At 66.5% G+C, this 23,924-nt stretch carries 24 protein-coding genes; 9 read left to right on the forward strand and 15 right to left on the reverse strand.

The genetic code is table 11. The features are described 5' to 3' along the window. Nucleotides 1-72: 72 nt before the first annotated feature. A complete protein-coding gene (locus tag CEX87_RS01700; protein ID WP_094285708.1) occupies nucleotides 73-2,358 on the reverse strand; it encodes a molybdopterin guanine dinucleotide-containing S/N-oxide reductase in 2,286 nt (761 codons plus the stop codon). Between the two features lie 420 nt (nucleotides 2,359-2,778). On the opposite strand from CEX87_RS01700, the gene CEX87_RS01705 reads away from it, so the two are divergent. Beyond that, entirely contained in the window at nucleotides 2,779-4,947 is a 2,169-nt protein-coding gene (locus CEX87_RS01705) for an LGFP repeat-containing protein (RefSeq protein WP_198957134.1), read from the forward strand. Here the strand turns inward: CEX87_RS01705 and lexA are convergent. After that, nucleotides 4,944-5,639 carry a transcriptional repressor LexA gene (lexA, locus tag CEX87_RS01710; protein WP_064428465.1) on the reverse strand — a complete coding sequence of 232 codons (696 nt, stop codon included), beginning with the start codon at nucleotides 5,637-5,639 and terminating at the stop codon, nucleotides 4,944-4,946. The two genes, CEX87_RS01705 and lexA, sit on opposite strands and share 4 nt — an antisense overlap. A gap of 219 nt (nucleotides 5,640-5,858) precedes the next feature. Between lexA and CEX87_RS01715 the strand changes: the two genes are divergently transcribed. Beyond that, a complete protein-coding gene (locus CEX87_RS01715) occupies nucleotides 5,859-6,314 on the forward strand; it encodes a LysM peptidoglycan-binding domain-containing protein (protein WP_064395285.1) in 456 nt (151 codons plus the stop codon). Between the two features lie 159 nt (nucleotides 6,315-6,473). Further along, nucleotides 6,474-6,944 (forward strand): transcriptional regulator NrdR, encoded by a 471-nt coding sequence (gene nrdR, locus CEX87_RS01720; protein ID WP_064350988.1) that lies wholly within the window; start codon nucleotides 6,474-6,476, stop codon nucleotides 6,942-6,944. Nucleotides 6,945-6,963: 19 nt separating this feature from the next. Here the strand turns inward: nrdR and CEX87_RS01725 are convergent, their stop codons facing one another. The 4 genes from CEX87_RS01725 to sthA all read right to left on the reverse strand — a co-directional run bounded on the left by CEX87_RS01725 (nucleotide 6,964) and on the right by sthA (nucleotide 11,334). Next, nucleotides 6,964-7,650: a PhzF family phenazine biosynthesis protein gene (locus tag CEX87_RS01725; RefSeq protein ID WP_064428464.1), complete on the reverse strand. Its 687-nt coding sequence runs from the start codon at nucleotides 7,648-7,650 to the stop codon at nucleotides 6,964-6,966. A 58-nt stretch (nucleotides 7,651-7,708) separates the two neighbouring features. Beyond that, nucleotides 7,709-8,731 (reverse strand): alpha/beta fold hydrolase, encoded by a 1,023-nt coding sequence (locus tag CEX87_RS01730; RefSeq protein ID WP_064395287.1) that lies wholly within the window; start codon nucleotides 8,729-8,731, stop codon nucleotides 7,709-7,711. A gap of 67 nt (nucleotides 8,732-8,798) precedes the next feature. Further along, entirely contained in the window at nucleotides 8,799-9,788 is a 990-nt protein-coding gene (locus CEX87_RS01735; protein ID WP_064395288.1) for a proteasome assembly chaperone family protein, read from the reverse strand. A gap of 139 nt (nucleotides 9,789-9,927) precedes the next feature. Next, nucleotides 9,928-11,334 carry a Si-specific NAD(P)(+) transhydrogenase gene (sthA, locus tag CEX87_RS01740; RefSeq protein WP_094285710.1) on the reverse strand — a complete coding sequence of 469 codons (1,407 nt, stop codon included), beginning with the start codon at nucleotides 11,332-11,334 and terminating at the stop codon, nucleotides 9,928-9,930. Nucleotides 11,335-11,495: 161 nt separating this feature from the next. Here sthA and CEX87_RS01745 point away from each other — a divergent pair, with 161 nt between their 5' ends. Continuing rightward, nucleotides 11,496-12,536 carry a DUF4192 domain-containing protein gene (locus tag CEX87_RS01745; protein ID WP_094285712.1) on the forward strand — a complete coding sequence of 347 codons (1,041 nt, stop codon included), beginning with the start codon at nucleotides 11,496-11,498 and terminating at the stop codon, nucleotides 12,534-12,536. A 28-nt stretch (nucleotides 12,537-12,564) separates the two neighbouring features. Here the strand turns inward: CEX87_RS01745 and CEX87_RS01750 are convergent, their stop codons facing one another. The 3 genes from CEX87_RS01750 to CEX87_RS01760 all read right to left on the reverse strand — a co-directional run bounded on the left by CEX87_RS01750 (nucleotide 12,565) and on the right by CEX87_RS01760 (nucleotide 14,904). After that, the gene (locus tag CEX87_RS01750; RefSeq protein ID WP_064417002.1) at nucleotides 12,565-13,260 is read right to left on the reverse strand and encodes a metal-dependent transcriptional regulator; all 696 of its coding nucleotides are present in this window, start codon (nucleotides 13,258-13,260) and stop codon (nucleotides 12,565-12,567) included. A gap of 135 nt (nucleotides 13,261-13,395) precedes the next feature. Next, the gene (gene sigB / locus CEX87_RS01755) at nucleotides 13,396-14,355 is read right to left on the reverse strand and encodes a sigma-70 family RNA polymerase sigma factor SigB (RefSeq protein ID WP_064395292.1); all 960 of its coding nucleotides are present in this window, start codon (nucleotides 14,353-14,355) and stop codon (nucleotides 13,396-13,398) included. A gap of 147 nt (nucleotides 14,356-14,502) precedes the next feature. Further along, nucleotides 14,503-14,904 (reverse strand): DUF3099 domain-containing protein, encoded by a 402-nt coding sequence (locus CEX87_RS01760; RefSeq protein WP_094285826.1) that lies wholly within the window; start codon nucleotides 14,902-14,904, stop codon nucleotides 14,503-14,505. Between the two features lie 66 nt (nucleotides 14,905-14,970). On the opposite strand from CEX87_RS01760, the gene CEX87_RS01765 reads away from it, so the two are divergent. Continuing rightward, nucleotides 14,971-15,207 (forward strand): DUF3039 domain-containing protein, encoded by a 237-nt coding sequence (locus CEX87_RS01765; protein WP_064350987.1) that lies wholly within the window; start codon nucleotides 14,971-14,973, stop codon nucleotides 15,205-15,207. On the opposite strand, the gene CEX87_RS01770 is transcribed toward CEX87_RS01765, so the two are convergent. Then, a complete protein-coding gene (locus CEX87_RS01770; protein ID WP_064417004.1) occupies nucleotides 15,197-16,213 on the reverse strand; it encodes a YihY/virulence factor BrkB family protein in 1,017 nt (338 codons plus the stop codon). The genes CEX87_RS01765 and CEX87_RS01770 overlap by 11 nt on opposite strands. Before the next feature lie 64 nt (nucleotides 16,214-16,277). Further along, complete coding sequence (locus tag CEX87_RS01775; protein WP_064395295.1) at nucleotides 16,278-16,472, reverse strand: DUF7455 domain-containing protein; 195 nt, start codon at nucleotides 16,470-16,472, stop codon at nucleotides 16,278-16,280. A gap of 130 nt (nucleotides 16,473-16,602) precedes the next feature. On the opposite strand from CEX87_RS01775, the gene CEX87_RS01780 reads away from it, so the two are divergent. Next, a complete protein-coding gene (locus tag CEX87_RS01780; protein WP_064428460.1) occupies nucleotides 16,603-16,962 on the forward strand; it encodes a DUF952 domain-containing protein in 360 nt (119 codons plus the stop codon). Nucleotides 16,963-17,068: 106 nt separating this feature from the next. After that, nucleotides 17,069-17,851 carry a hypothetical protein gene (locus tag CEX87_RS01785; protein WP_064417006.1) on the forward strand — a complete coding sequence of 261 codons (783 nt, stop codon included), beginning with the start codon at nucleotides 17,069-17,071 and terminating at the stop codon, nucleotides 17,849-17,851. A 13-nt stretch (nucleotides 17,852-17,864) separates the two neighbouring features. On the opposite strand, the gene CEX87_RS01790 is transcribed toward CEX87_RS01785, so the two are convergent. Then, nucleotides 17,865-18,929 carry a methyltransferase gene (locus CEX87_RS01790; protein WP_082694263.1) on the reverse strand — a complete coding sequence of 355 codons (1,065 nt, stop codon included), beginning with the start codon at nucleotides 18,927-18,929 and terminating at the stop codon, nucleotides 17,865-17,867. A gap of 246 nt (nucleotides 18,930-19,175) precedes the next feature. On the opposite strand from CEX87_RS01790, the gene CEX87_RS01795 reads away from it, so the two are divergent. Further along, nucleotides 19,176-19,664 carry a hypothetical protein gene (locus tag CEX87_RS01795; RefSeq protein WP_142301066.1) on the forward strand — a complete coding sequence of 163 codons (489 nt, stop codon included), beginning with the start codon at nucleotides 19,176-19,178 and terminating at the stop codon, nucleotides 19,662-19,664. 3 nt (nucleotides 19,665-19,667) lie between these two features. Here the strand turns inward: CEX87_RS01795 and CEX87_RS01800 are convergent, their stop codons facing one another. Together CEX87_RS01800 and ppgK are read right to left on the reverse strand one after the other, a co-directional pair. Further along, complete coding sequence (locus CEX87_RS01800; RefSeq protein ID WP_082693899.1) at nucleotides 19,668-21,164, reverse strand: RNA polymerase sigma factor; 1,497 nt, start codon at nucleotides 21,162-21,164, stop codon at nucleotides 19,668-19,670. 172 nt (nucleotides 21,165-21,336) lie between these two features. Continuing rightward, nucleotides 21,337-22,143, reverse strand: a complete 807-nt coding sequence (gene ppgK / locus CEX87_RS01805) for a polyphosphate--glucose phosphotransferase (protein WP_064395300.1) — start codon at nucleotides 22,141-22,143, stop codon at nucleotides 21,337-21,339. 135 nt (nucleotides 22,144-22,278) lie between these two features. Here ppgK and CEX87_RS01810 point away from each other — a divergent pair, with 135 nt between their 5' ends. Next, nucleotides 22,279-23,127 carry an inositol monophosphatase family protein gene (locus CEX87_RS01810; RefSeq protein ID WP_066809155.1) on the forward strand — a complete coding sequence of 283 codons (849 nt, stop codon included), beginning with the start codon at nucleotides 22,279-22,281 and terminating at the stop codon, nucleotides 23,125-23,127. A 71-nt stretch (nucleotides 23,128-23,198) separates the two neighbouring features. Here the strand turns inward: CEX87_RS01810 and cei are convergent, their stop codons facing one another. After that, complete coding sequence (gene cei / locus CEX87_RS01815; RefSeq protein WP_064417010.1) at nucleotides 23,199-23,855, reverse strand: envelope integrity protein Cei; 657 nt, start codon at nucleotides 23,853-23,855, stop codon at nucleotides 23,199-23,201. Between the last annotated feature and the right edge of the window lie 69 nt (nucleotides 23,856-23,924).

The following is a 23,924-nucleotide window of genomic DNA, read 5'->3' on the forward strand; positions in this document are numbered from 1 at the left end:
ATCGGTCGGTGTGACCGTCCAATACCCGAAACGCGGTTTCGCTAATCGGACAACTTTCATCCGTGAGAAGCCTCACAGCCCGTCGATCACGGGCGGCTCGTGTGCCCGCACCGGCGGCAGGTCGCCGGTGTACTTCTCCACCTGCACCAGCACATGTGCGCCCGTGCAGCCGTGCGCAAGCGACGAGGTACCCACGTCGTCGGTCAGCACGTTCGGATTTCCATGGGCGCACATTGAATCCGGGTCGGCCGGATCGACAGGGTCGAACCAGGCCCCGGTCGACAACTGCACGACGTCGGGCCGCAGGCGATCGTCGATCACCAGGCCAGCCAAACACGCCCCGCGGTCGTTGAACACCCGCACCACGTCGCCGTCGACGAGGCCGCGGGTGGCGGCGTCCCGCGGGTGCATCCGGATCGGCTCGCGCCCTTGAACTTTCGACTTCTGGCTGACCGCTCCGCCGTCCAGTTGACCGTGCAGCCGAGACGCCGGTTGGTTGGCCAGCAGATGCAGAGGATAGTCGGCTGCTCGTGGGCCGCCCAGCCATTCGGCAGGTTCAAACCATTTCGGGTGTCCGGCACAGTCGGCGTAGTCGAAGCCGTCGATGTCGGCGGAGAAGATCTCGATCAAGCCACTCGGAGTGCCGAGTCGGTGGGAGACGGGATCGGCGCGGAAGTCGGCCAGCAGGGTGAGGCCCTCCTCGACAGGCAACCGCAGCCGCCCGCGCCTCCAGAAGTCCTCGAACGTCGGTATAGCGAAATCCAGTTCGGCCGCCCACTTCTCGTACAGATGGGCCAGCCACTGCCGCGGTGTACGGCTCTCGGTGAACTGGTCGCCGAAGCCCAGTCGATCCGCCAGCGCGGCGAAAGTCGCGTAGTCGTCGCGTGATTGGGCGAACGGTTCGGCGAGCTTAGGCATCGCCATCAGCATGGGATCGTTGCGCGAGCCCGAATAGTCGTCGCGTTCGAACGATGTCGTCGACGGCACGACGATATCGGCGTGTTTGGCCATTGCGGTCCAATAGGGTTCGTGCACAACGAGCGTGTCGACGCGACCGAGTGCGCGCCGCAACCGCGGGATGTTCTGGTGGTGGTGGAAGGGGTTACCGCCCGCCCAGTACACCAATCTGATGTCGGGGAAGACGAGCCGTTGGCCGTTGTAGTCGAACGGCTCACCGGGCCGCAACAGCAGATCGCTGATCGCGGCGACCGGAATGAACGTCCGCACGGGATTGATGCCTTGTGGAAGCCTTGGCAATCCGGTCCGCAGCGGCGGCAGGCCGGGCTCGTTCATCGAGCCGTAGCCGTGCCCGAATCCGCCACCCGCAAGGCCGATCTGCCCCAGCATGGCGGCCAGCGTCAAACCCATCCACGGCGCCTGTTCGCCGTGTCGTGCGCGTTGCAGTGACCAACTGACCGTGACGATCGTGCGGTGCTGCGACATCCGCCGGGCCAAGCGGACCAAGTCGTCGGCGGGTATGCCGGAGATCGCCGTCGCCCACCGTGGAGTTTTCGGCACACCGTCGTCCGCTCCGAGGAGATAGCGCTCGAAGCGCTCATAACCGGTGCAGTACGTGGCCAGGAAGTCTCGGTCGGCCAGCCCCTCTGTGGCCAGCACATAGGCGAGCGCGAGCATGATAGCCACGTCGGTGCCGGGCACCGGCGCGAACCATTCACACTCACCGTCGACGTCATCGCGCAGAGGTGAGAACGACACGATCTCTCCGCCGCGAGCTCGATAGCGTCGCAGCGCATCGCGCGCCGGATGTGCGGTGGTCCCACCGTGGTTGATCGCCGTGTTCTTCAGCGCCAGCCCGCCGAAGCACACGAGAAGCTCGGTGTGCTCGACGATGACGTCCCACGCGGTGGACCGCTTGAACAGGTCGTCGTGCGTGCCGACGACGCGCGGCATGATCACTCCTGTCGCGCCGAGGCTGTAGGAGTGACGGGAAAACGTGTAGCCACCAAGGAGATTCAGGAAGCGGTGGACCTGGCTCTGGGCGTGGTGAAATCGGCCCGCGCTCGACCAGCCGTACGAACCGCCGAAGATCGCCTCGTTACCGTGCGTTTCGATGACACGGCGCAACTCGTCGGCGAGCAGTTCGGTCAGCTGGTCCCATGTGACGGCGACGAACTCGTCGTCACCGCGCCGGGTGGTCGGACCCGGCCCGTCGCGCAACCAGCCGCGGCGTACGGCAGGTGTGGCTATCCGCGAGTGGTGCCGAAGTGATCCCGGCAGATTGCCCAGCAACGGTGAGGGGTCCGCGTCGCCCTCGAACGGTCTGACCGCGTAGATGTCGCCGTCTCGCATGTCGGCGGCGAAGGCTCCCCAGTGCGTCAGGCTGACCGGGGCAGGCATGGCGTCAGTCTAAGCGCGGACACCGGCCGGCCCGGTCCGGCCGACGAACCGGTCGGTTATCCATCGGCACTCACGGATAGCGAATGGAAATTCGGCCGCAATCGCGTGCACGGGTCGTCGATCGCACGAGACATTGCCTGGTAGCTACCAAGATTTGTGCAAATAGTTCGCGAATGTCCGCCATTCCCCACTCTCGCGTGCAAACTAATTGCTGCGCTGCCAACGAGACCGCGGCGCGAAATTGGGGGATGCGTTCGCGATTAATCGAGGCGGCACGGCGGGGTTATCCACAGCGAATGGAGTGTCGGCAGGTATTTTCATCCGAAGATCGGCGTGTTCGTTGGTTATTGGCGTCTGACGACAGATAGAGGACGGGTGCGAAAAATTCGAGCGAAATTTCGTACCGACCCGGGAGGTCGAATGATCGGGCAGAACAGCCGGGGCACCACGGTGTTTGGCCGGATGGCGATCGGTCTGCTCGTGGGCGCCGTGGCCCTACTGTTACCGCCGGTGGCGAGCGCCTCACCGGAATCCGATGCCGCCAACGCCGCGATCACCGCGGCCTGGGACGGCAGCGGCGGTGACGGCGGCCCATTGGGACCCAGGCAGGGCGACGTGTACCCGGTGGGCGACGGCTTCGCGCAGAACTTCGCGGGCGGCAAGATCTTCTTCACCCCCGATACCGGCGCTCACATCATGCGCGGCGCGATCCTGGAGAAGTACGAATCGCTCGGCGGCCCTGCCGACAGCGACCTGGGATTCCCGACCATGGACGACGGGCCAGGGCGGGCGCCCGGCAGCTTCAACGTCACGTTCAGCGCCAGCGACAACCCGGTGATCTTCTGGACCCAGGACACCGGCGCGCGTGTGGTCCGGGGACCGATCAACGCGGCATGGGACGAGTTGGGCGGCTCCACCGGACCGCTCGGCGTGCCCGCCGACGACGAGACTTACCGCGGCGATCTGATCACCCAGAAGTTCACCGGCGGCGAGATCACCTACAACACCCGCGACAAGACGTTCACCACCGTGCCGCCCGACCTCGCCGGGCAATTGGCAGACCTGCAGATTCCCGGCGACGCGACGTCGGCGATCAACGCGGCACGCCGCGCGGCGGGAGGCCCGCTGGGCCCTCTCGGCGCCGCGGAGGGACCGCCGTACCCGATAGGCGACGACGGTCTGGCTCAGAACTTCGCCGGCGGCAAAATCTTCTACAGTCCCGCGACAGGGGCGCGAGTCGTCACCGGTCAGGTCCTGGCCAAGTACGAAAGCCTGGGTGGGCCCGAGGGGGATCTCGGATTTCCGATCGCCAGTGAGGCCGACGGCGGGCTGCCCACCGCGAGCCGGATGGCGCGCTTCGCCGCCGACGACAAACCGGTGATCTTCTGGACGCCGGACCACGGCGCTGTGCTGGTGCGCGGCGCGATGAGTGCGGCGTGGGACAAGCTCGACGGCGCGGAGGGGACGCTCGGCGCACCGATGGCCGACCAGTCCGAGAAGGGCGACGTCATCACGCAGCGGTTCACCGGCGGCGTGGTCAACTGGAATCGGTCAACCGGTGAGTTCAGCACCGAGCCGCCCAACCTCGCGACCGAGTTGGCCGGCCTGGAGGTCCCCGCCGAGCAGGGCCCCGATACGCCCGGCACGCCGCGTGCGTCGGACTCCGGTGGTGACGGGAACTGGTTCGCCTTCAGCTGGTGGTGGCTGCTCGCGATCGTGCCGGTGCTCATCCTCGTTGGCCTGGTGGCGTTTGCGAGCCTGCGCAACCGGCGTCGTAACGACGTCGATCGACCCGGACCCGTCGAGGACCACTACGACGACTCGTACGGCGCCGAGGCCGAACAGGCCTACAGCACACTGGGTTCGGGGGCAGCCGGGGCGGGCGGCGGGGATCCGTCCGCGGCGATGTTCGGCGATCGGTATGCCACTGAGGGTTTGGGCGCGTTGTCTGCGTCGGGGGAGTCGGGCTCGGCGTCATCGGCCAATCCCTGGGAGGCGCCGTCGCCGGACTTCGGTGGTGCCTCGGACACGTCGGCATTCACCGCGGGTGAGGAGAACCCGGACAATGTCGACACCGCGCCGACCCGGATACAGAGTTCCGGAGAGGCGGGCATCGCCGCGGAGCGCCTGGCCGCCGGCGCGGGTGAGACCGCCGGCGAGCAGGACGGTGTGCCCGAGGACCGCGACGCGCTACCCGAAGAGCGCGACGCGCTACCCGAAGAGCGTGACGACGAGCTGTACGGGGCGTCTGACGAGCGTGGCGCGATGTTCGAGGAGCCCGACATGGGGTACGCGGAACGCGATATACCCGCCTTGCCGGTGGAACGTGAACCTCCGCAAAGGGATCCGCTGACCGACACGGGGCGTCACGCCAAGATCGTCATCGACGAGCCGGAAGTGCCCAGCCCGGCGTTCCGCCTTCCGTTCGGTGACTCCGGGCAGGCGCCCGAGGGATACCCGATCAAGGCCGACACCCAGTCGGGGCTCTATTGGCTTCCCACCTCGGCCGAATACGACGAGGTACAAGCCGAAATCTGGTTCTCCAGCGAGGAATTCGCGCGCACGAACGGCTTCGTCCGAGCCGACTAGATCTTCCGTATGACGGTGACGACCTTGCCCAGCACCGCGGCGTCGTTACCTGGAATCGGATCGAAGGCCGGGTTGTGCGGCATCAACCACACCTGCCCGCGCGTGCGTTTGAACGTTTTCACCGTGGCTTCGCCGTCGATCATCGCGGCCACGATGTCCCCGTTGTCGGCGACGTTCTGTTGACGCACGACCACCCAGTCGCCGTCGCAGATCGCGGCGTCGACCATCGAGTCGCCGACGACCTTGAGCAGGAAGAGCGAGCCCTCGCCGACCAGTTCGCGCGGCAGGGGGAAGACGTCTTCGACGGCCTCCTCGGCCAGGATCGGCCCGCCCGCGGCGATGCGCCCGAGCACAGGTACGAACGTCGGCTCCGGTAGGGCATCGGAGCCGGCGACGTCGGTGGCGACGATCGGAGTCACGTGGTCGTCGGCGCCGCGCACGTCGACGGCGCGCGGCCGGTTGGGGTCGCGCCGCAGGTAGCCCTTGCGTTCGAGCGTGCGCAGTTGATGCGCGACTGAGGATGTGGAGGTCAAGCCAACCGCATCGCCGATCTCCCTGATGCTCGGTGGATAGCCACGGTTGGTGACCGATGCGCGGATCACGTCGAGGATGGTGCGCTGACGCTCGGTGAGCCCAGAGTCCACAGATCTGGCCCCGCCTGTGCCGTCCGGATTTTCGCTGCTGGAGTCCATGCCGCCGAATGTAACCCGCGGCACTCGATTAATCAAACATGTGTTCGAGGCGTGTCGGAGTCGGGGTGCCTCAGGACGTCGCGGAAATCGCGCATCGATTTTCTGTCGGTGGCCTGTCCTATCGTTTCACAACAGTTCGATCACACGTTCTATCTTTCGAACATGTGATCGACTATCTTCGAACACAAGAGCGAAAGCAGCGGATCGGAAGGCAGGCAGATGACCGTTCTCGACACCCACGAATTCCAGGCCCCGCGCGTGGTCAGGACCGGTATCCGGCCTCCAGGCGCCCGTCGTCGGCACCCCGCGGCCACCCGGCCGGGCGGAGCGGCGGTCCGCTATCGCGGAACCGGCGTGCTGATGTCGCGAGCATCGCACCGACGGCGACCGATCACTCCCGCCACCACGGTGCTCCTGTCCTTGGTCGCGGCGGGAATCACGATGTGGCTCGGCCTGGTCGCGCAGTTCGGCGGCGTTGTGGGCACCACGTCGACCGCGGTGCCGGAGCGCCTCGCGGTGGTGCAGGTCCAGACCGGCGAGAGCCTGCAGCACGTCGCCATGCGTGTGGCCCCCGACGCGCCCGTGAGCCAGGTGATGGAGCGGATCAGCGAGCTCAACCAGCTCGACTCGCCCGCACTGGACGCCGGCCAGACACTGATCGCGCCGGTCGGCTGACGGTCACCGGCCGGCCAAACAGCTTGCTGCGCAGACATGTTCACCGACAGATCGGCCGACTATGTGCCGTTCAGCCCGGTGCTGGGCTTTCGCAACCCGCCGCGGGTACGCTCGGAGAGGTTCGAGTTGGTCCTCTGTTGGCGCGGCGAAGGAGCGGTGATGCACTGTCCGTTCTGCCGTCACCCGGATTCGCGCGTGGTCGACTCGCGGGAAACCGACGAGGGCCAGGCCATCAGGCGGCGGCGATCATGCCCGGAGTGCGGACGTCGGTTCACTACGGTCGAGACCGCCATCCTGGCCGTCGTCAAGCGCAGCGGTGTCACTGAGCCGTTCAGCCGCGAAAAGGTCATCAAGGGAGTGCGCAGGGCGTGCCAAGGCAGTCAGGTCGACGAGGACGCATTGAACCTGCTGGCACAGCAGGTCGAGGACACCGTGCGCGCCGCGGGCTCGCCCGAGATCCCCAGCCACGAAGTGGGACTCGCCATCCTGGGGCCGCTGCGCGATCTCGATGAGGTGGCCTACCTGCGCTTCGCCTCGGTGTATCGTGGCTTCACCTCTGCCGAGGATTTCGAGCGTGAGATCGAGGCGCTGCGAGCGCATCGGAATTCGCCGCAACCGACGGCCAGCTGACCGGCTGTCGTAGGTCCAATCAGTCGATCTGCTTGATGCCGTCGTTGACGACGCGGCCGGCGACACGCACCCAGCCCTCGGCGCTCCACTGGGTGTAGATGTGCGAGCCCTTACCCTGCACGATCGTCAGGTCCCGACTGAGGTAATCGGTGATCCGAACGGCGGCGGCGCCGGTGGCCTCGTCTTCGGGCACACCAAGATCGGTCGCGAACATCCGTGACCGCAACTCACCCTTGTCCCGGTCGATCCACGTCCACAGGTAGTGATTGATGTCGTCGGGATATTCCGACGGGTCGAGCGCCAGGAGCTCGTCGACGGAGCCGATGTCGTGGACAGCGAACTCGGGTGCCCACTCCGCACGGGCCTGAACGGAGGTCAGGTCGTCGTCGTGGGCAACTTGGACGATGCCGGCCGGGACCCGCAGCGTGTGGACGGGAGTGCCCTGCTCGCGAAGCCACCACGCCGCGCCGACGGTGGGATGTCCGGCGAACGGCAGCTCGACGACCGGAGTATGGATACGCGCGTATGCCGTGCTCGTACCCGGGGCGGGCAGGTCGACGAAAATAGTTTCGCTGTAACCCAATTGGGTGGCTATGCGCTGGCGATCGTCGGGGTCCACGGTGCTGGCGTCGACGACACCGAGTGGGTTTCCGTGATTGCCGTCAGGGTCGGCGAAGACTCGCAACACCGTCACGTCGATGGCCATGGGCCCGATGCTACTTCGTATTCCAGTGCCGTTGGCCGGGTCGCTGCGCGCAGGACTCTCAGGTCGCGCTGCGCTCGTCGGTTTCCATCGCGTCGAGCACCGCGACCCGGGTGTGGGCCGATCCGGAGATCGCACCTTCGGTGATCCCCGCCCGCAGCAGTCCGCGCAGGTATTCCTGGTCGTAGACCGCCGGATCGGAGCTGTCGATGAACTTCTCCACCACCTCGACGAAACGGTCCGGGTCGTCGTGGAACGGGAAATGGCCGGAGCCGTCGAAGATTTCCAACTGCGATCCCGGCATCGCGGCGTGCGCCATCCGGGCGTGGCTGACCGGGATCACGGCGTCGCAGCTACCCCAGATCAGCTGAACGGGAACCGACTGCGTCAAGTAACAGCGGTCCAGCATGGTCACCACCTGACCGCGCCAGTCGACGACAGCCCGCAGCGTACGGGCGAACGCCGATGACGCGGTCGGTTCGGGCAGGTCGTTGAGGATGCGCAACACCTGTGGCAGGTCGCGACCCAGGCCGGTCGAGCCGAAGACCCCGCCGGCGATGCGGCCCGCCGCCTGCAGGGCAGGCAGCACGAACGGCAGTCGCAGCAGTGCCAGCGCCTCGCTGCCCATGGGCAGCGAGGCGAAGCGCAACGCGATGTTGACATCCTTGGTGACCCCGCCGGCGCCGACCAGGATGAGTCGGTCGACCAACTGCGGAAACTGGTACGCGAACTGCATGGCCACGCCGCCGCCCAGCGAATGACCGATCACCGTGACGTGGTCGATGTCGAGGATACTGAGCAGGTCGCGCATCCCATTGGCATACGCGGCGACCGAATAGTCGGCGCGGGGTTTGTCGGACTTGCCGTGGCCCAACAGGTCCGGTGCGATGACGGTGAATCGCTGCGCGAGCTTCGACTGAACCGTCTCCCACGTGGTGGAGTTGTCGCCGATTCCGTGGATCAGCAGGATCGCGGGCCCCGAACCGGCCACCCGGTATGCGCGCCGGTAACCGTGGATGGTGCGGAACTGCAGCACGGGGGTGAGGTCGCGTACGGGGCGAAGATTCGGCTTTCGCGGGGGCATTGCGTCAACTTAGCGGGCCGCCGGGCACCGCGCCCCTCGAGCCGCCCATTGACCGGGCGACTCACCGTCATCCAGCGTCGTCGCCGTCTTCGAATCGGTCCTTCGACTTCTTCTCGGCCTGCTGGGCCAGGAACCGCTCGAACTCGGCGCCGAGTTCCTCACCGCTGGGCAGGTCCTCGTCGCTGGCGAGCAGGGAGCGGTTCTCCTGGGCCGCCATGTAGGCGTCGTACTGGCGTTCCAGGGCGGCGACCACCTGTGCCACCTCGGGGCTCTGCTCGACCTGCTCGTTGACCTTGGTCAGCACCTCCGCGCCGGCCGTGACCAGCGCCTCGAGCGGGATCTGAAGAGACGCGTTTCTGGAGACCTCGGCCAACAACGCCTCGGCCGCCGCGGGATAGTCCGTCTGCGCCAGATAGTGCGGGACATGGACGGTGTAGCCGACCACCTCGTGCCCGTGCTGCGACATCCGGAACTCGAGCAGGTTCGACGCACTCGCCGGAACCTGAACCTCGCCGATCCACGGCTGGTGGTCGGCGATGAGTTCCTTGTCGCTCGAATGTGCAGTCATCGTGATGGGCCGGGTGTGCGGCACCGCCATGGGGATGGTGCCCAGCCCCACCACGCGGCGGACGTCGAGCCGTTCGGCCAGAAGCCGGACCGCGGTGATGAACCGCTCCCAGCGCAGATCCGGCTCCAGGCCGGCCAGAAGAAGAAACGGGGTGCCGACGCTGTCGCGCATCGCGTACAGGTTGAGCTCCGGATCCTCGTAGTGAGTGAAATGGTCGGTCTTGAACGTCATCAACGGGCGGCGGGACCGGTAGTCCAGCAGCTCGTCGATGGCGAACGACGCCACCAACTCGGTGTCCAGCGTGTCCTTCAGGTGCTGGGCGGCCAACCGGATCGCGTGCCCGGCGTCGGAGAAGCCTTCGAGGGCGTGGATGAGCACCGGCCCCCTGCCGTCCTTGGACGACAGCTGGGGCGCGGGGAACTCCAACTCGTACATGCCTGAGTGTTCCGGCTGGTAATGCTGTTCAGGGTGACCAGCGTCGTCAGCCATGAGCCTCGCCTCCTAGCGGTGGTGCCAGACCGTTAACGTCTTCGTACAGTGACAACTAGTCTCGCGCACGTTGCGTTCCCGCTGGCGGGCATCCCATGCGCGAAGCCGTGAAAACGTTTGCGAGTGCGACCCGGTCGGGCTAGGCGCGGAACTGGTTGAGCGCCCGTAGCTTGTTCATCACATCCAGGGCCGCGACCTTGTAGGCCTCCGAAAAGGTGGGGTAGTTGAACACGGCGTCGACAAGGTAGTCGATGGTTCCTCCGCAGCCCATCACGGCCTGGCCGATGTGCACCATCTCGGTGGCACTGGTGCCGAAGATGTGCACACCGAGCAGGCGCAGATCGTCCGTCGCGACCAGCAGTTTGAGCATGCCGTAGGAATCCCCGGCGATCTGACCCCTGGCCAGCTCGCGGTAGCGCGAAACCCCCACCTCGTACGGGATCGCGCTGCGCGTCAGCTCGACCTCGGTCGCGCCGACGTAGGACACCTCCGGAATCGAGTAGATACCGATCGGCTGCAGGTCGGTCATTCCCTTCGCTGGCTCGCCGAACGCGTGGTAGGCCGCCAGCCTGCCCTGGTCCATCGACGTCGCGGCCAGCGCCGGAAAGCCGATCACATCGCCGACCGCGTAGATGTGGTCGACCTTGGTCTGGAAGTTGCTGTCGACGTCGATGCGGCCGCGCGCGTCGGTCTGTAGTCCGGCGTTGTCGAGGTCGAGATGCTCGGTCTGGCCCTGCCGACCCGCGGAGTACATCACGGTCTCGGCGGGGATCTGCTTACCGCTGGCCAGCGTGGTCACGGTGCCCGCCGATCCGACGTCCACGGCCGTGACCTCCTCGCCGAACCGGAACGTCACCGCGAGGTCGCGCAGGTGGAACTTGAGCGCCTCGACGATCTCGGGGTCGCAGAAGTCGAGCATGCTGTCGCGCTTCTCGACGACGGTGACCTTGGTGCCCAGCGCGGCGAACATCGACGCGTACTCGATGCCTATCACCCCGGCGCCGACCACGACCATCGTCGAGGGCAGCGACTTGAGGTCGAGGATCCCGTCGGAGTCCAGCACACGGTTCTCGTCGAACTCGATACCGGCAGGGCGGGCCGGTTTGGTGCCGGTGGCGATCACGACGTACTCGCCGCTGACGGTGGTGCGCTCGCCGCGGGTGGGTTCCTCGACCAGGACGGTGTGCGCGTCGATGAATCTGCCGTGGCCCTGGATGAGGTCGATGCGGTTGCGCATCAACTGGGAACGCACGACGTCTTGTTCCTTGCCGATCACGTGGCTCGTGCGTGCCAGCAGGTCGGCGGGCGTGATCTTCTCCTTCACCCGGTAGCTGGCGCCGTACAGTTCGCGCTGGCTCATACCGGTGAGGTAGACGACCGCCTCGCGCAGCGTCTTGGACGGGATGGTCCCGGTGTTCACGCACACCCCGCCGAGCATGCGTCCCCGCTCGACGACCGCGACCGTCTTCCCGAGCTTCGCCGCGGCGATCGCCGCCTTCTGCCCGCCTGGTCCGGAACCGATGACCACGAGGTCGTACTCGAGCATGGAAGCCATGGCAACAAGATGTACGCCGGTTGGGCGAGTTCTGCACGCCGACTGCCTCAACCGAAGCTGAATTCATCCCCAACCTCGGATTGATCCACAGCGGTGCGGGTCACGAACGTCGACGGGCGGCTGGCGTCCGAGGCGGCGGGGAAGGTCACCCCATGACGACCTCACCTTCACCCGATTTCCATCTCGACCGCCCCGCGGTGCTGATCGCCGCCCTGCCTGCCGTTCTCGGCTTCGTCCCCGAGAAATCCCTCGTGCTCGTGACCGTGGACCGCGGCGCGATGGGATGCGTCATGCGGGTGGACCTCTCCGACGAGCTGATCGATTCGGTCGAGCACATCGCTGAAACCGCCGCGGCGGCGCGACCCGACTCGGCGATCGCCGTCGTGGTCGACCAGGACGGTGCGGGCTGTCGGCTGTGCAACGACGAATACCGCGAATTGGCCGCCATCCTGGCGTCCGCCTTGGCCGATCGGGGGATTGAACTGCTCGCCGCGCATGTGGTCGACCGGATCGCGGCAGGCGGGCGGTGGCACTGCGCCGACGGCTGCGGCGCGTCGGGCACAGTGGACGACCCGGCTGCGTCGCCGCTCGCGATGGCCGCCGTGCTGGACGGGCGCCGCCTCTATGCCCGGCGCACCGAGCTCCAGGACGTCATCGCGGTCACCGATCCCGCTCGCGCCCGAGCGTTGGCCGGTCCGATCCAGGACGCGCGGGCAGGTCGATCGGACGCCGACGCGTGCAGCGAGATCGAGGAAGTGATCGCGGCGGCCGCGCGGGTGTCCGAGGGTGACGCACTGCCCGACGAGGCGGTGACCCGGATCGCGGCTGCCCTGACCGATCTGCAGGTGCGCGACACGTTGTACGCGCTCGCAGTCGGTGAGCGCGCGGCCCACGCCGAGTCGCTGTGGGCGGAGTTGTCGCGGCGGCTCCCGGAGCCGTGGCGGGCCGAGGCGCTGGTGTTGCTGGCGTTCTCGGCCTACGCCCGCGGCGACGGTCCGCTGGCGGGGGTGTCGTTGGAGGCGGCGCTGCGCTGTGACGGCACCCACCGGATGGCCCGAATGCTCGACACCGCGCTGCAGTCCGGTCTGCGGCCGGAGCAGATCCGCGAACTCGCCGCGACCGGCTACCGCTTGGCCGACCAGTTGGGAGTTCGGTTACCGCCCAGGCAGGCGTTCGGAAGACGGGCCGGTTGACCGCCGGCCGCTGGTGTTGCTCGGGAGGTCAGACCTTCTCGACCTTGACGGCGTGCGCCATGTGGTGGGGCAGCTCGACCTGTTCGTGGCCGGGGATCACGATCAATACCCCGCCGTGGTCGTTGCTCTGCACGGTCACGCGGGCGTTGGGCACCACCCCGGCATCCTTGAGCCTGCTGATCAGGTCGGCGTCACCCTGTACGTGTTCGGTCAGCTGCCGCACCACGACCGCGACGGGCATACCGGCGGGCAACTCGGTCAGCCGAACGAGGTTCAACCGGTCGCGTTCTGACGACGTGCTGATCAAGCCCAGCTCCGAAAGCCCGGGGATGGGGTTCCCGAACGGCGAGGTGGTCGGGTTGTCGAGAACCTGGACGAGCCGCCGCTCGACGTCCTCGCTCATCACATGTTCCCAGCGGCAGGCCTCGGCGTGTACTTCCTCCCAGGGCAGGCCGATGACATCGACGAGCAGCCTCTCGGCGAGGCGGTGCTTGCGCATGACGGCGACGGCGAGGGCGCGGCCCTTGTCCGTCAGCTCGAGGTGGCGATCGCCTGCGACGTGCAGCAGGCCGTCGCGCTCCATCCGCGACACCGTCTGGCTGACGGTGGGACCGCTCTGATCGAGACGTTCTGCGATGCGTGCGCGCAGGGGCACCACGCCCTCTTCCTCGAGGTCGTAGATCGTCCGCAGGTACATCTCCGTGGTGTCGACCAGATCATTCATTGCGCTAACCCTCCGTCAGAGGTCGAGTCTACCGGCTAAAGGGTCTGAACTGCGTTGTTACGTCTGCGACACCGGCACTTGCTGATACGACACGATCCCCGCCGGTCGAAAGCGGCGGGGATCGTGTCGGGGGTTCTAGCTGGCGTACGAGCGGAGGCGGTCCGCACGTTCTCCGTTGCGCAGCTTGGCCATGACCTCGCGCTCGATCTGGCGCACCCGCTCGCGGGAGAGCCCGAACAGCTTGCCGATCTGGTCGAGGGTGCGGGGCTGGCCGTCGTCGAGGCCGAACCGCAGCCGGATCACCTGCTGCTCGCGCTCGTCGAGCGTGGCCAGTACGTGCCGGATGTCGGTGTGCAGCAGTTCGGAGATCACCGCGTTCTCAGCCGACATCGCCTCAGCGTCCTCGATGAAGTCACCCAGCGGGGCCTCCTCGTCGCTGCCCACCGGCATGTCGAGGCTCACCGGGTCGCGGCTGTGCTCGAGCAGATCGTTGATCTTCTCCACCGGGATCCCGGACTCGGCAGCCAGTTCCTCGTCGGTGGCTTCACGACCGAGGTTCTGGTGCATCTCGCGCTTGATCCGAGCCAGCTTGTTGACCTGCTCGACGAGGTGCACCGGCAGCCGGATCGTCCGGCTCTGGTCGGCCATGCCGCGGGTGATCGCCTGACGAATCCACCACGTGGCGTACGTCGAGAACTTGAATCCCTTGGCGTAGTCGAACTTTTCCATCGCCCGGATCAGGCCCAGGTTGCCTTCCTGGATCAGGTCGAGCAGCGGCATGCCGCGACCGGTGTAGCGCTTCGCCAGCGAGACGACGAGGCGCAGGTTGGCCTCGAGAAGGTGCCTACGCGCGGCCTCACCATCGCGGACCACGGCGGCAAGATCACGTTTGCGGTTCTCGCCCAAGCGCTTCCGCGTGTCGAGCAGGTGCTTGGCGTATAGCCCTGCCTCGATGCGCTTTGCGAGTTCCACCTCATCGGCGGCGTTGAGCAAGGCAGTTTTGCCAATACCATTGAGATACACGCGCACGAGGTCAGCCGCTGGACTCTGGGCGTCCAGGTCCTGGTCGACGCGGATGGTGCTGGCATTTGCCATGACGGCCTCCTGATCAAGTCGAACTGTCATGAGCTACAACGCCCACGAGGTCCAAAGAGTTCCCAGCCATTGGCTGGTTCACACCTTCTGATCAGCGGTTTCTCGGGCCCGACCTGAGAATGTCCTTAGAAAAGGGATAGAAGCGCCTCAGCTGGGAACATCGCCATTCGAGCCACGCCCCTCGGGTTGCGGCGGCGTGACCGTGCGCTGCTCGAGCGTCGGCCGTTCGGCGGTCAGCACCTCGGAGGAGTGACGGCGGTTTTCGAACCGACGCGGCTCTTCGGGACGCCGCGGCGGACGGTCGTTGGCGATGAGCACGGCGATCCACGGCAAGGGAATCGAGCCGACGAGAATCGCCAACGAGATCAGGCCGTTGTGCCAGATGCCGTAGGCGACCGCGGCCAGTACGAGGGCCGGAATACGAAACGACATGAGCGTCAAGTACTTGCGAACCCGTTGGCGGTGCTGTTCCTCGTAGGCGGGGGCGGCGCGAGTGATCAGGACGGGCCGGCCGTCGTCGTCGAAACTCAGCTCGGGGCTTTGTTTCATACCTTCACTGTCCCACATTGTGGCTCCGCTGTACGGGTCGGTTTTCTTACGGGCAAAATGGTTGTCATGCAAACCCAGACGATCGAGCGCACCGACACCGACGAACGCGTCGACGACGGGACTGACAGCGATACCCCGAAGTTCTTCCACTATGTCAAGAAGGACAAGATCGCCGAGAGCGCGGTGATGGGCACCCACGTCGTCGCGCTGTGCGGCGAGGTGTTTCCGGTGACGAAGTCGGCCAAACCCGGCTCGCCGGTGTGCCCGGAGTGCAAGCGCATCTACGAGAAGCTCAAGAAGTAGCCCGGTCGGTCACCGCCCCCGCAGCTCCTGCCGGCGATGGCGGAGCGGCTGTCGGTGCATCTTCGGTCGCGACGCCGTTGAGTGACTCGGCTTTTCCCTTCAACCACCAACCGAACCGCTTGGCGTGCGTGTCGGCCGCCGGCCACTCCTCCTGGATCGCGGCGTTGAGTTCCGCGCCGATCATGATCGCGAACCCGAGGAAGAACGCGAACAACAAGAAGGCGATCGGCGTCGCCAACGCACCGTAGGTGTAGCCGGTCGCGGTGATCCAGGTCAGGTAGAAGCGCAGGCCGAACGTCGCCAACAGGAACACCGCGGTGGCCAGGATCGAGCCAAGCAGCAATCGGTGCGACGGTAGCGGCTTGGGCAGCGAGACCCGGTAGAGCACGTTGACGGACACGATTAGCGCCAGTATCAGCACCGGGTAGTAGCCGAACCGCAGAATGTGGTCCCAGCTGTCCGGGATGTACGTGGCGATCTTGCGCGGCCCCAACGCGATGAACGGGGCCGCGAGGATGGCGCCGACCAACATCACCACGTAGAGGCCCAGCGCGTAGAACCGCTGACGGACCGGATGGCGTAGCGGCGTCTGGCCGTGCGCCTCGGTGATCGAGTCGACGAATGCCGAGATGGCCGACGATCCAGCCCACAGCGAGATCACGAAGCCCAGCGAGACCACCTCACCGCGGGCGCCCTGGACGATGTCGCGGACCGTTGGCTCGATGATCTCGGTCACCACATTGGTGGAGAAGAACCGCGCAGCCGTGTCGACGATCTGGGTTTCGATCATCGGAAGCGTGTCGGGTCCGAACAGCGGAGCGATGTAGGCCAGGCTGCCGAGCATCCCCAACAGCAGCGGGGGAAGTGACAGCGCCGACCAGAACGCGGCCTGCGCGGACTCCGAGAAGATCGAGTCGTCCCAGCTCTTGGACAAGGTGCGCCCCACGATGTGCCGGATGTGGTGGCGCGACGGCTTCGTCGGCAGCGGCCGGGGCTGGTCATTCATGACCAGTCCAGCATTACTGACGGAAGGTGATCCTGCCCAGAGCGACTCTCAGCCGTGTCGGACGCTATGCCTCCACCGGGCTGACTTCGAGAACGGCCGCCGCCTCGATCAGCTTGGCCTCGTGCTCATTGGCGTGGTGCTGGCAGAAGAGCAACTCCGCACCCGAGGGGAGCTTCGCGCGCACCCGTGCCGCGGCGCCGCAACGATCGCAGCGGTCAGCCCGGGTCAGTGGGGGACTGGTGAGCGTTGCGTTCGTCATTGCGGACCTCCGTACTGTCGCGTGCATCTACTGTCTCAGACGTTTTGGCTTTCGGCGTTGTTCCCAGAGGCTCTACCGGTGTGTCGTGTCTCACCGTTACCTCGAGTTGCCGGTGCGGCAGGCTGGCTATATGAGCCCGCCGCCCACCGTACTGGTCCACCTGTGTAGCAAAGACGAATGGCAGTCTGCTCAAGCACGCGGCGAGCATTGCCCCGCTTCGTTGACCGCGAGCGGCTTCGTGCATCTGTCGACACCCGAGCAGGTGCACCTCCCGGCCAACCGGCTCTACGCCGGTCGTACCGACCTGGTGCTGCTCCACATCGACCCCGCACGACTGTCCTCTCCGGTTCGCTGGGAACCCGGTGTGCCCGCTGATCCCGTGGGAATGGAGTTCCCACATCTCTACGGCCCTTTGCCAATCGGAGCTGTGATCCGCGTCACGTCTTACTCCCCGGACTCCGAGGGCCGGTTCGCAGCGCCGGGACCTTGACCGACTGCTCCTCGTACGCCAATCCCCGCGACACGTCGCGCTGCTCTCGCCGCCTCAAACTAGAGCACTTCCACCCGCGGGAGGGGTCTACGTACACTTACAAATCGTGGGCATTTTGTTAGGTCTCGCACCGTGGATCGTCTACTGGGTGCTCGTCGGTAATGGTCCGGTCATCGTCGCGGCCCTGATCGCGCTGGCTGTCGCGCTTGGCGCATTCGCGCTGGGGCAGATGCGCGGCGGTCCTGGGCGGATACTCGGAATCGGGGCAGTAGCAACATTTTTGGTCTTGACGGTACTGACCTTCGCGCTCGACGAATCGTTTTCGGAACGGTGGATGCTGCCGCTGAGCAACGCGGGCATCTTGCTCGTCGCGCTCACCGGTGTGCTGACCGGCAAGCCGTTCGTGCGGGAGTTCGCCGAGGCCGGCCAGCAGCCCCACGTGGTCAAGAGCGACCTGTTCGCTCGTGTCACCTCTGTGTTGACGTGGATCTGGGTGGCGGTGTTCGGCGGCATGACGTTGTCGTCGGTGATCCCGCCGATCGTCGACCGCGACGCGACGATTCATGACACCGAATCACCGCTGTCGTTCCTCTGCTATTGGGTCATCCCGTCCGTGTTGTTGGCCGGTGCGGCGTTCGCGACGCGGGTGCTGCCAGACCGCATCGCCGCGGGCGCGGACGACATCGTCCGCAAGACGTCGTTCGTCGCATTCGCCGAAGCCGAGATCGACCAGTTGATCTACCTGGCCACCGAGCACGCCAACCGGGAGGTGGGCCCCGGCAAGGAGGCCTACGACATCAAGATCGGGAGCAAGGGCATTCCGTTGACCGGCGACGAGACGCGCGAATCGTGGCCCTCCACGTACAAGGTGCGCGACAAGAAGCGGTGACCTCCCGGCCGCGCTAGATCGGCGTTGCTTCCACGATCGAGATCGGTGTGATGGTGTTGACGACGCGGTCGAGCCGGAAACCCGCGCCGCGCAACAGTTCTGCGTAGTCGGTGCGGGTGCGTTCTCTGCCGCCCACGGTGACGAGCATCTCCAGGTCGAGTTGGAATCCGATGAACGGAGTCGCCCGTTGGGGCAGAACCATTTCCAGTAGGAGCAGTTTGCCGTGCGGTGCGATCGCGGTGCGGATGTTGCGCAGGATCGTCAGCGACGTGGCGTCGTCCCAGTCGTGGATGATGTTCTTCAGCACGTAGGCGTCACCGCCCTCGGGCACCCTCTCCAGGAACGATCCGCCTTCTGCCGTGCAGCGGTCCGTCACTCCGGCGGCCTTGAATGTGGTTGCGGCGTCGCTGACCACCGAGGGCAGGTCGTACACGATGCCGTGGGCGCCCGGCGCCCGATTCAGAATCGTCGAGAGCAGCAGGCCGTGGCCGCCGCCGACGTCCACGATCAGTTTGAAGGCGCTGAAATCGTATTGGCTGAGCGCTATTTCGTTGGTGATGCCGCTCGTCGCGGTCATCGCTTTGTTGAACACCTGGGCCAGTTCGGGATCGGTTTCCAAGTAGTCGAAATACGGCATCCCACGCAGCTTGATGACTGACGGTTCGCCGGTCTGCACCGAATGCAGCAGGCTGCCCCAGTCCTCCCAGCGGGCCTGGTGGCCGATGAACAGCACCATGTCGCGCATCGACTCCGGGTGATCGGAGCGCAAGGCGTCCCCGACTTTCGTCAGGCTGAAGGTGTCGTCGCGGCGATGGTCGAGCAGACCTTTGGAGGTCAGCGCCCGCATCAGCCGGTACAGGGCATCGGGGTCAGCACCCACCCGCTCGGCGATGTCTGCGGCGCGCGCCGGTCCGTTCGCGAGTTCGTCGGCGACACCGAGCTTCGCGGCGACGAACATCGTTTGCGTCGTCCACGCACCGGTCACCATCTCGAGGATGGCGACACTGGCTGGCACCGTTGAGCGATGAACGGATTGCAGAGCCGCCCGCAGTCGGTCGACGACGCGGACCACAGGCATGGGCGGAACCTTCGCGGGTTTGTTCGGCACGGCGCGAAACACTACAGGTTTCGTGTTACCGCTGGTTTGCTGTCCGGCAACTGGCGCGATCGCAGCGAAGCGAGTGTCGGTTCGACACACGGCTCAACGCGAGATCGCGTCGAACAACCCGACACTCGCGAACGCTCGTTGACCGCAAATCGAGTCAGCGGCATTCCGATGCGAGGCATACTGCCTAAGACGCGAGCCGGACACAAAGGAGTGCCAATGAAAAGCAGGGGGGTGACCGCGGCGGCGTCCGTCCTCGCGGCAGGCATGGTCGCGGTGGGGATTGCGGCCCCCGCGTACGGCACCGACCAGATCACGGCCAACGCGGTCGGCACGTACGACGCTGTCTACGAGTGGGGCACCAGGACGTGGGTGGTCACCCCCTGCGACGGCGATGCCTTCCAGTGTGTGTACGTCACCCAGTACCACGCCGACGACGTCGAGCGGAAGTCGCCGTCATGGAGCGGGAACGCGTATTGGCAGGTCGGCTGGTGGATCATGAGGGGAGTGTTGGACCGAAACGCGGTCACGTGCGAAGACGGCTCGCAACACGACCTGGTCATGAACTACGCGTGGGACGCCGCGAGCGGGAAGGCGATCCGGTCCTTCCACGACCCCGGCCTGTGCGGTGAGGCCGGAAACGGCGCCAATGAATTCACGCTCCACAGGATCGGCCCGCCGCCACCACCGCCGCCGCTACCTGCGTAGGCGTCAGTCCAGGTAGTCGCGCAGAACCTGAGAACGGCTCGGGTGGCGCAACTTTGACATGGTCTTCGACTCGATCTGGCGGATGCGCTCGCGCGTAACCCCGTACACCTGACCGATCTCGTCGAGCGTGCGCGGCTGACCGTCGGTGAGCCCGAACCGCAGCCGCACCACGCCGGCTTCACGCTCGGACAGCGTCTCCAGAACCGACTGCAGCTGATCCTGCAGCAGCGTGAACGACACCGCGTCCACGGCCACCACGGCCTCGGAATCCTCGATGAAATCGCCCAGCTGCGAATCGCCCTCGTCGCCGATGGTCTGGTCCAACGAGATCGGCTCACGGGCGTACTGCTGGATCTCCAGCACCTTCTCCGGCGTGATGTCCATCTCCTTGGCCAGCTCTTCGGGAGTGGGCTCGCGGCCCAGGTCCTGGAGCAGCTCACGCTGGATGCGGCCGAGCTTGTTGATCACCTCGACCATATGCACGGGGATGCGGATGGTGCGGGCCTGGTCGGCCATCGCGCGGGTGATCGCCTGGCGGATCCACCAGGTGGCATAGGTGGAGAACTTGTAGCCCTTGGTGTAGTCGAACTTCTCGACGGCGCGGATCAGGCCCAGGTTGCCTTCCTGGATGAGGTCGAGGAAGGCCATGCCGCGACCCGTGTAACGCTTGGCCAGCGATACCACCAGACGCAGGTTCGCTTCCAGCAGATGGTTTTTCGCGCGGTCGCCGTCGCGGCAGATCCACATCATGTCGCGGCGCTGCGCGGCGGGCAGCTTCTCGCCCTTCTCGGCGAGTTCGGCCATCAACTGAGTCGCGTACAACCCGGCCTCGATGCGCTTGGCGAGCTCGACCTCTTCCTCGGCGTTGAGCAGCGCGACCTTGCCGATCTGCTTGAGGTAGGCGCGCACCGAGTCGGCCGATGCGGTCAGTTCGGCGTCCTTACGGGCCTGCCGGAGCGCCTCGGATTCCTCTTCGTCCCAGACGAAGTCGCCGGATGCCTTGTCCTTCTCCGACGGCTCGGCGATCTCGTCGTCCTCCGCGACGGCCTCGGCGTCGGCTTCGGCGGCGGGCGCGTCGCCCTCGGCGGCCTCCGCACTCTCCTCGGCGGGTTCCTCCTCGACCTCGAGATCCGCCAGGTCGATATCGGTGTCTTCGACCGCGAGGTCCTCGCCGGGCTCGGCTTCGATGTCGTCGGTCTCGAGGTCGTCGGCCTCGGCGTCGACCTTGGTGTTGTCGGGCTCGGCAGCGGTGGCCTTCTTGGCGCGACCGCGGGGTGCGGCGGTCTTGGCGGCCTTCGAAGCCTTGGCCGGTGCCTTGCCTGTCGTGCTTGCCTTGGCGGCGGTCTTGGCGGGCGCCTTGGTGGCGCGGGTCTTTGCGGCCTTCTTGGCCGGCGCCGTCCCGTTAGCCGACTTCGCCGCGGTCTTCTTGGCGGGGGCGGTTTTGGTAGCGGTGCGCTTCACCGGCTCATCGGTTGCCGGGCTTGCCTTTGTCGCTGCCACGTACACCCTTTCCTTGTGCTACCTCATCACGGGCAGGGTAAGCCCCATCGATGAGCGTCGGCTGTCGAATAATGGCGGTTGATAATCGTCGCTATCCAGGCTGCGGCCGCCGTCGACCATTGTAACGACAGTGTGCGAGAACGCCGCCTCCAGCGGCAAATCCCGGGCGTGGCTACTTGGCGGTAGCTGTGACATCCACCTCAGCGGCCATCGCGGCGCCCACGATGCCCGCCGTGTTCTGCAGAGCCGCGGCCACCACCGGCGTGCGGTTCTTCAGCAGCGGAATCCATTTATCGGCCTTGCGGCTGATGCCGCCGCCGGCGATGAACAGGTCCGGCCAGATCGCGTTTTCGACCGCTACCAGCACCTTCGTCACCTCGACGGTCCAGCGCTCGTAGTTCCAGCCCTTGCGTTCCTTCACCGACGACGCGGCGCGATGCTCGGCTTCCTTGCCGCCGACCTCGAGATGACCGAACTCGGTGTTGGGCAGCAGCGCGCCGTTGTGGATCACCGCCGAACCGATTCCGGTGCCGAAGGTCAGCAGCACGATCACCCCGGTGTTGTCCCGGCCCGCGCCGAACTTCTCCTCGGCCAGCCCGGCCGCGTCGGCGTCGTTGAGAACCGTGACCGGCTGTCCGTCGAGCGCGTTGCTGTAGAACTCGCTGGCGTTGCTGCCGATCCATTCTTTGTCGACGTTGGCCGCGGTGCGCACGATCCCGTCGGTGACCACGCCGGGGTAGGTGACGCCGACCTTCTCGGTCCAGCCGAATTCCCGGACCACGGCCGCGACCGTCTTGCTGACCGCCTCGGGAGTCGCGGGCTGGGGGGTCGCCAGCTTGAATCGCTCGCCGATCAACTGGCCGGTGTTCAGGTCGACGATTCCGCCCTTGACGCCGCTGCCACCGACGTCGATTCCGAATCCGCGTCGCTGGCTCCCGTTTGCGCTCTGGGTGACGGGTGGTGAATTGGTCGCGGTCATGAGCGCTCCTCTACTCCGGGCAGGCGTGCCGCAGCCACGTCATGCGCCCCACACCTTAGTGGTTCGAAAGTGGCTGCGCGGGCCTGTCGGAGACAGTCGGCGACAGCGACGACCGAAACGTGCTGCGATGGGGGCATGCCCGACAACGACGCCGATCCCATCCTGCTGCGCTCGGTCGCCGAGCAGCTGGCCACCGAAGCGGCTGCCTTCGTACGGCAGCGCCGTGCTGAGGTTTTCGGCGGCCCCGGCTCGTCGAGCGACGATTCGGGGCTGCGGACCAAGAGCTCGCCCACCGACCCCGTCACCGTCGTCGACACCGAAACCGAGCGACTGATCCGCGACAGGCTGGCAGAGCTGCGGCCCGGTGAGCATGTGCTCGGCGAAGAGGAGGGCGGAACCCCCGCGCACGGGGACGACCTCACCTGGGTGCTCGATCCGATCGACGGCACAGTCAACTTCGTCTACGGGCTGGAGGCCTACGCGGTGTCGGTGGCCGTGCAACGCGGCGGCAGATCGGTGGCCGGTGCGGTCGCGAATGTGCCCGCCGGCGCGGTGTACTCGGCTGCGCTCGGCCACGGCGCCTCTCTGCGCGACGCCGACGGCACCGCATCGCTGCACACCAGCGGCGCCGACGATCTGTCAATGTCGTTGTTGGGTACGGGTTTTTCGTACGACCGCGAACAGCGGGCCCGGCAGGCCGCGGTGTTGACGCGGGTCCTTCCCGAAGTGCGCGACGTGCGCCGGATCGGGTCGTGCGCACTGGACCTGTGCATGGTGGCTGCGGGTCAACTGGACGCGTATTACGAGGACGGCGTCCACCTGTGGGACTGGGCGGCTGGAGCGCTGATCGCCGCCGAGGCCGGGGCCACGCTGCGGTTGCCGCAGGGGAGCGGGGCGACGGGCGGGCCGGGGTTCATCACGGCCGCCGCACCGGGCGTTGCGGGCGCCCTGGACGACGTACTGCGCGGCGCGGGCGCACCGTAGAACCGGCTGCGCGGGCGCACCGTAGGACCGGCTGCGCGATCGCACCGTAGGACCGGCTGCGCGATCGCGGCTCAGCAGGTCCCCGAGTGGATCTTCGACAGCAGCGACGAGTCGGACGCCTGTGTGGCGTCGGGGCGCAGGCTCGCCAGCACGGCCTCGATGTCGTCGCTGCTGCTCAACTCCGTGAACTCGGTGCCGAGAGCCAGATCGACGCTGTCGTCGCCGCGCTCGTCCTGAAAAAGTTCGGTGCACGGCGCCACCAGCCACACCGCGGCGGCCGCGGCCCGTCCGGCTTCCCCGAACCGGATCTGACCCTGGCATTCCAGCCGCGCCGTCGCGTAGATCGGATCGTTCGCCGCGGTCGGTTCGGCGAAGCCGAGGTCCTTCAGCGCGCTGGCCACCTCGGCGGCCTGACCACCTTGACCGCTGGCGTTGAGGACCCTGATCTTCGTGTCGGCGAGGCGGGCGGGGCTCACGTCGACCATGTCGGCGCGCGACACCTGCTCACCCAGCGTCGGAGCGGGGGCGTTGGGATCACTGGGCGCAGGCGGCGGATTGCACACGGCGGCCTCCGGCACGTCGGCGGGGCGGTTCAGGGCGATGACCCACACCATCAACGTCACCACCGAGAGGGCGACGAACAACAGGATGGCGGGCAGAAAGTTGCGCCGCCGGAAGGGGCGACCGTGTTCGTCGAACGCGGTTCCCTCTGTGATTTGCGCGACCACGCCTGCACTCTAAAGCCCCTGTTCCTGCGTTCCGCGCGTGGTACGAGGCCACATGTGACATAAATCACA

It is taken from the genome of Mycobacterium lehmannii, assembly GCF_002245535.1.
Classification (GTDB): Bacteria; Actinomycetota; Actinomycetes; order Mycobacteriales; family Mycobacteriaceae; genus Mycobacterium; species Mycobacterium lehmannii.

Coding starts and splice junctions, on each gene's coding strand:
- CEX87_RS01775 (WP_064395295.1), bottom strand. CDS start 16,472: ATGACGAACGCAACGCTCACCAGTCCCCCACTGACCCGGGCTGACCGC.
- CEX87_RS01750 (WP_064417002.1), bottom strand. CDS start 13,260: ATGAATGATCTGGTCGACACCACGGAGATGTACCTGCGGACGATCTAC.
- lexA (WP_064428465.1), bottom strand. CDS start 5,639: ATGGACTCCAGCAGCGAAAATCCGGACGGCACAGGCGGGGCCAGATCT.
- CEX87_RS01705 (WP_198957134.1), top strand. CDS start 2,779: ATGATCGGGCAGAACAGCCGGGGCACCACGGTGTTTGGCCGGATGGCG.
- CEX87_RS01700 (WP_094285708.1), bottom strand. CDS start 2,358: ATGCCTGCCCCGGTCAGCCTGACGCACTGGGGAGCCTTCGCCGCCGAC.
- CEX87_RS01795 (WP_142301066.1), top strand. CDS start 19,176: ATGAAAAGCAGGGGGGTGACCGCGGCGGCGTCCGTCCTCGCGGCAGGC.
- ppgK (WP_064395300.1), bottom strand. CDS start 22,143: ATGACCGCGACCAATTCACCACCCGTCACCCAGAGCGCAAACGGGAGC.
- CEX87_RS01790 (WP_082694263.1), bottom strand. CDS start 18,929: ATGCCTGTGGTCCGCGTCGTCGACCGACTGCGGGCGGCTCTGCAATCC.
- CEX87_RS01770 (WP_064417004.1), bottom strand. CDS start 16,213: ATGAATGACCAGCCCCGGCCGCTGCCGACGAAGCCGTCGCGCCACCAC.
- CEX87_RS01745 (WP_094285712.1), top strand. CDS start 11,496: ATGACGACCTCACCTTCACCCGATTTCCATCTCGACCGCCCCGCGGTG.
- CEX87_RS01730 (WP_064395287.1), bottom strand. CDS start 8,731: ATGCCCCCGCGAAAGCCGAATCTTCGCCCCGTACGCGACCTCACCCCC.
- CEX87_RS01780 (WP_064428460.1), top strand. CDS start 16,603: ATGAGCCCGCCGCCCACCGTACTGGTCCACCTGTGTAGCAAAGACGAA.
- CEX87_RS01760 (WP_094285826.1), bottom strand. CDS start 14,904: ATGAAACAAAGCCCCGAGCTGAGTTTCGACGACGACGGCCGGCCCGTC.
- CEX87_RS01810 (WP_066809155.1), top strand. CDS start 22,279: ATGCCCGACAACGACGCCGATCCCATCCTGCTGCGCTCGGTCGCCGAG.
- CEX87_RS01735 (WP_064395288.1), bottom strand. CDS start 9,788: ATGGCTGACGACGCTGGTCACCCTGAACAGCATTACCAGCCGGAACAC.
- CEX87_RS01765 (WP_064350987.1), top strand. CDS start 14,971: ATGCAAACCCAGACGATCGAGCGCACCGACACCGACGAACGCGTCGAC.
- nrdR (WP_064350988.1), top strand. CDS start 6,474: ATGCACTGTCCGTTCTGCCGTCACCCGGATTCGCGCGTGGTCGACTCG.
- CEX87_RS01725 (WP_064428464.1), bottom strand. CDS start 7,650: ATGGCCATCGACGTGACGGTGTTGCGAGTCTTCGCCGACCCTGACGGC.
- CEX87_RS01715 (WP_064395285.1), top strand. CDS start 5,859: ATGACCGTTCTCGACACCCACGAATTCCAGGCCCCGCGCGTGGTCAGG.
- sigB (WP_064395292.1), bottom strand. CDS start 14,355: ATGGCAAATGCCAGCACCATCCGCGTCGACCAGGACCTGGACGCCCAG.
- sthA (WP_094285710.1), bottom strand. CDS start 11,334: ATGCTCGAGTACGACCTCGTGGTCATCGGTTCCGGACCAGGCGGGCAG.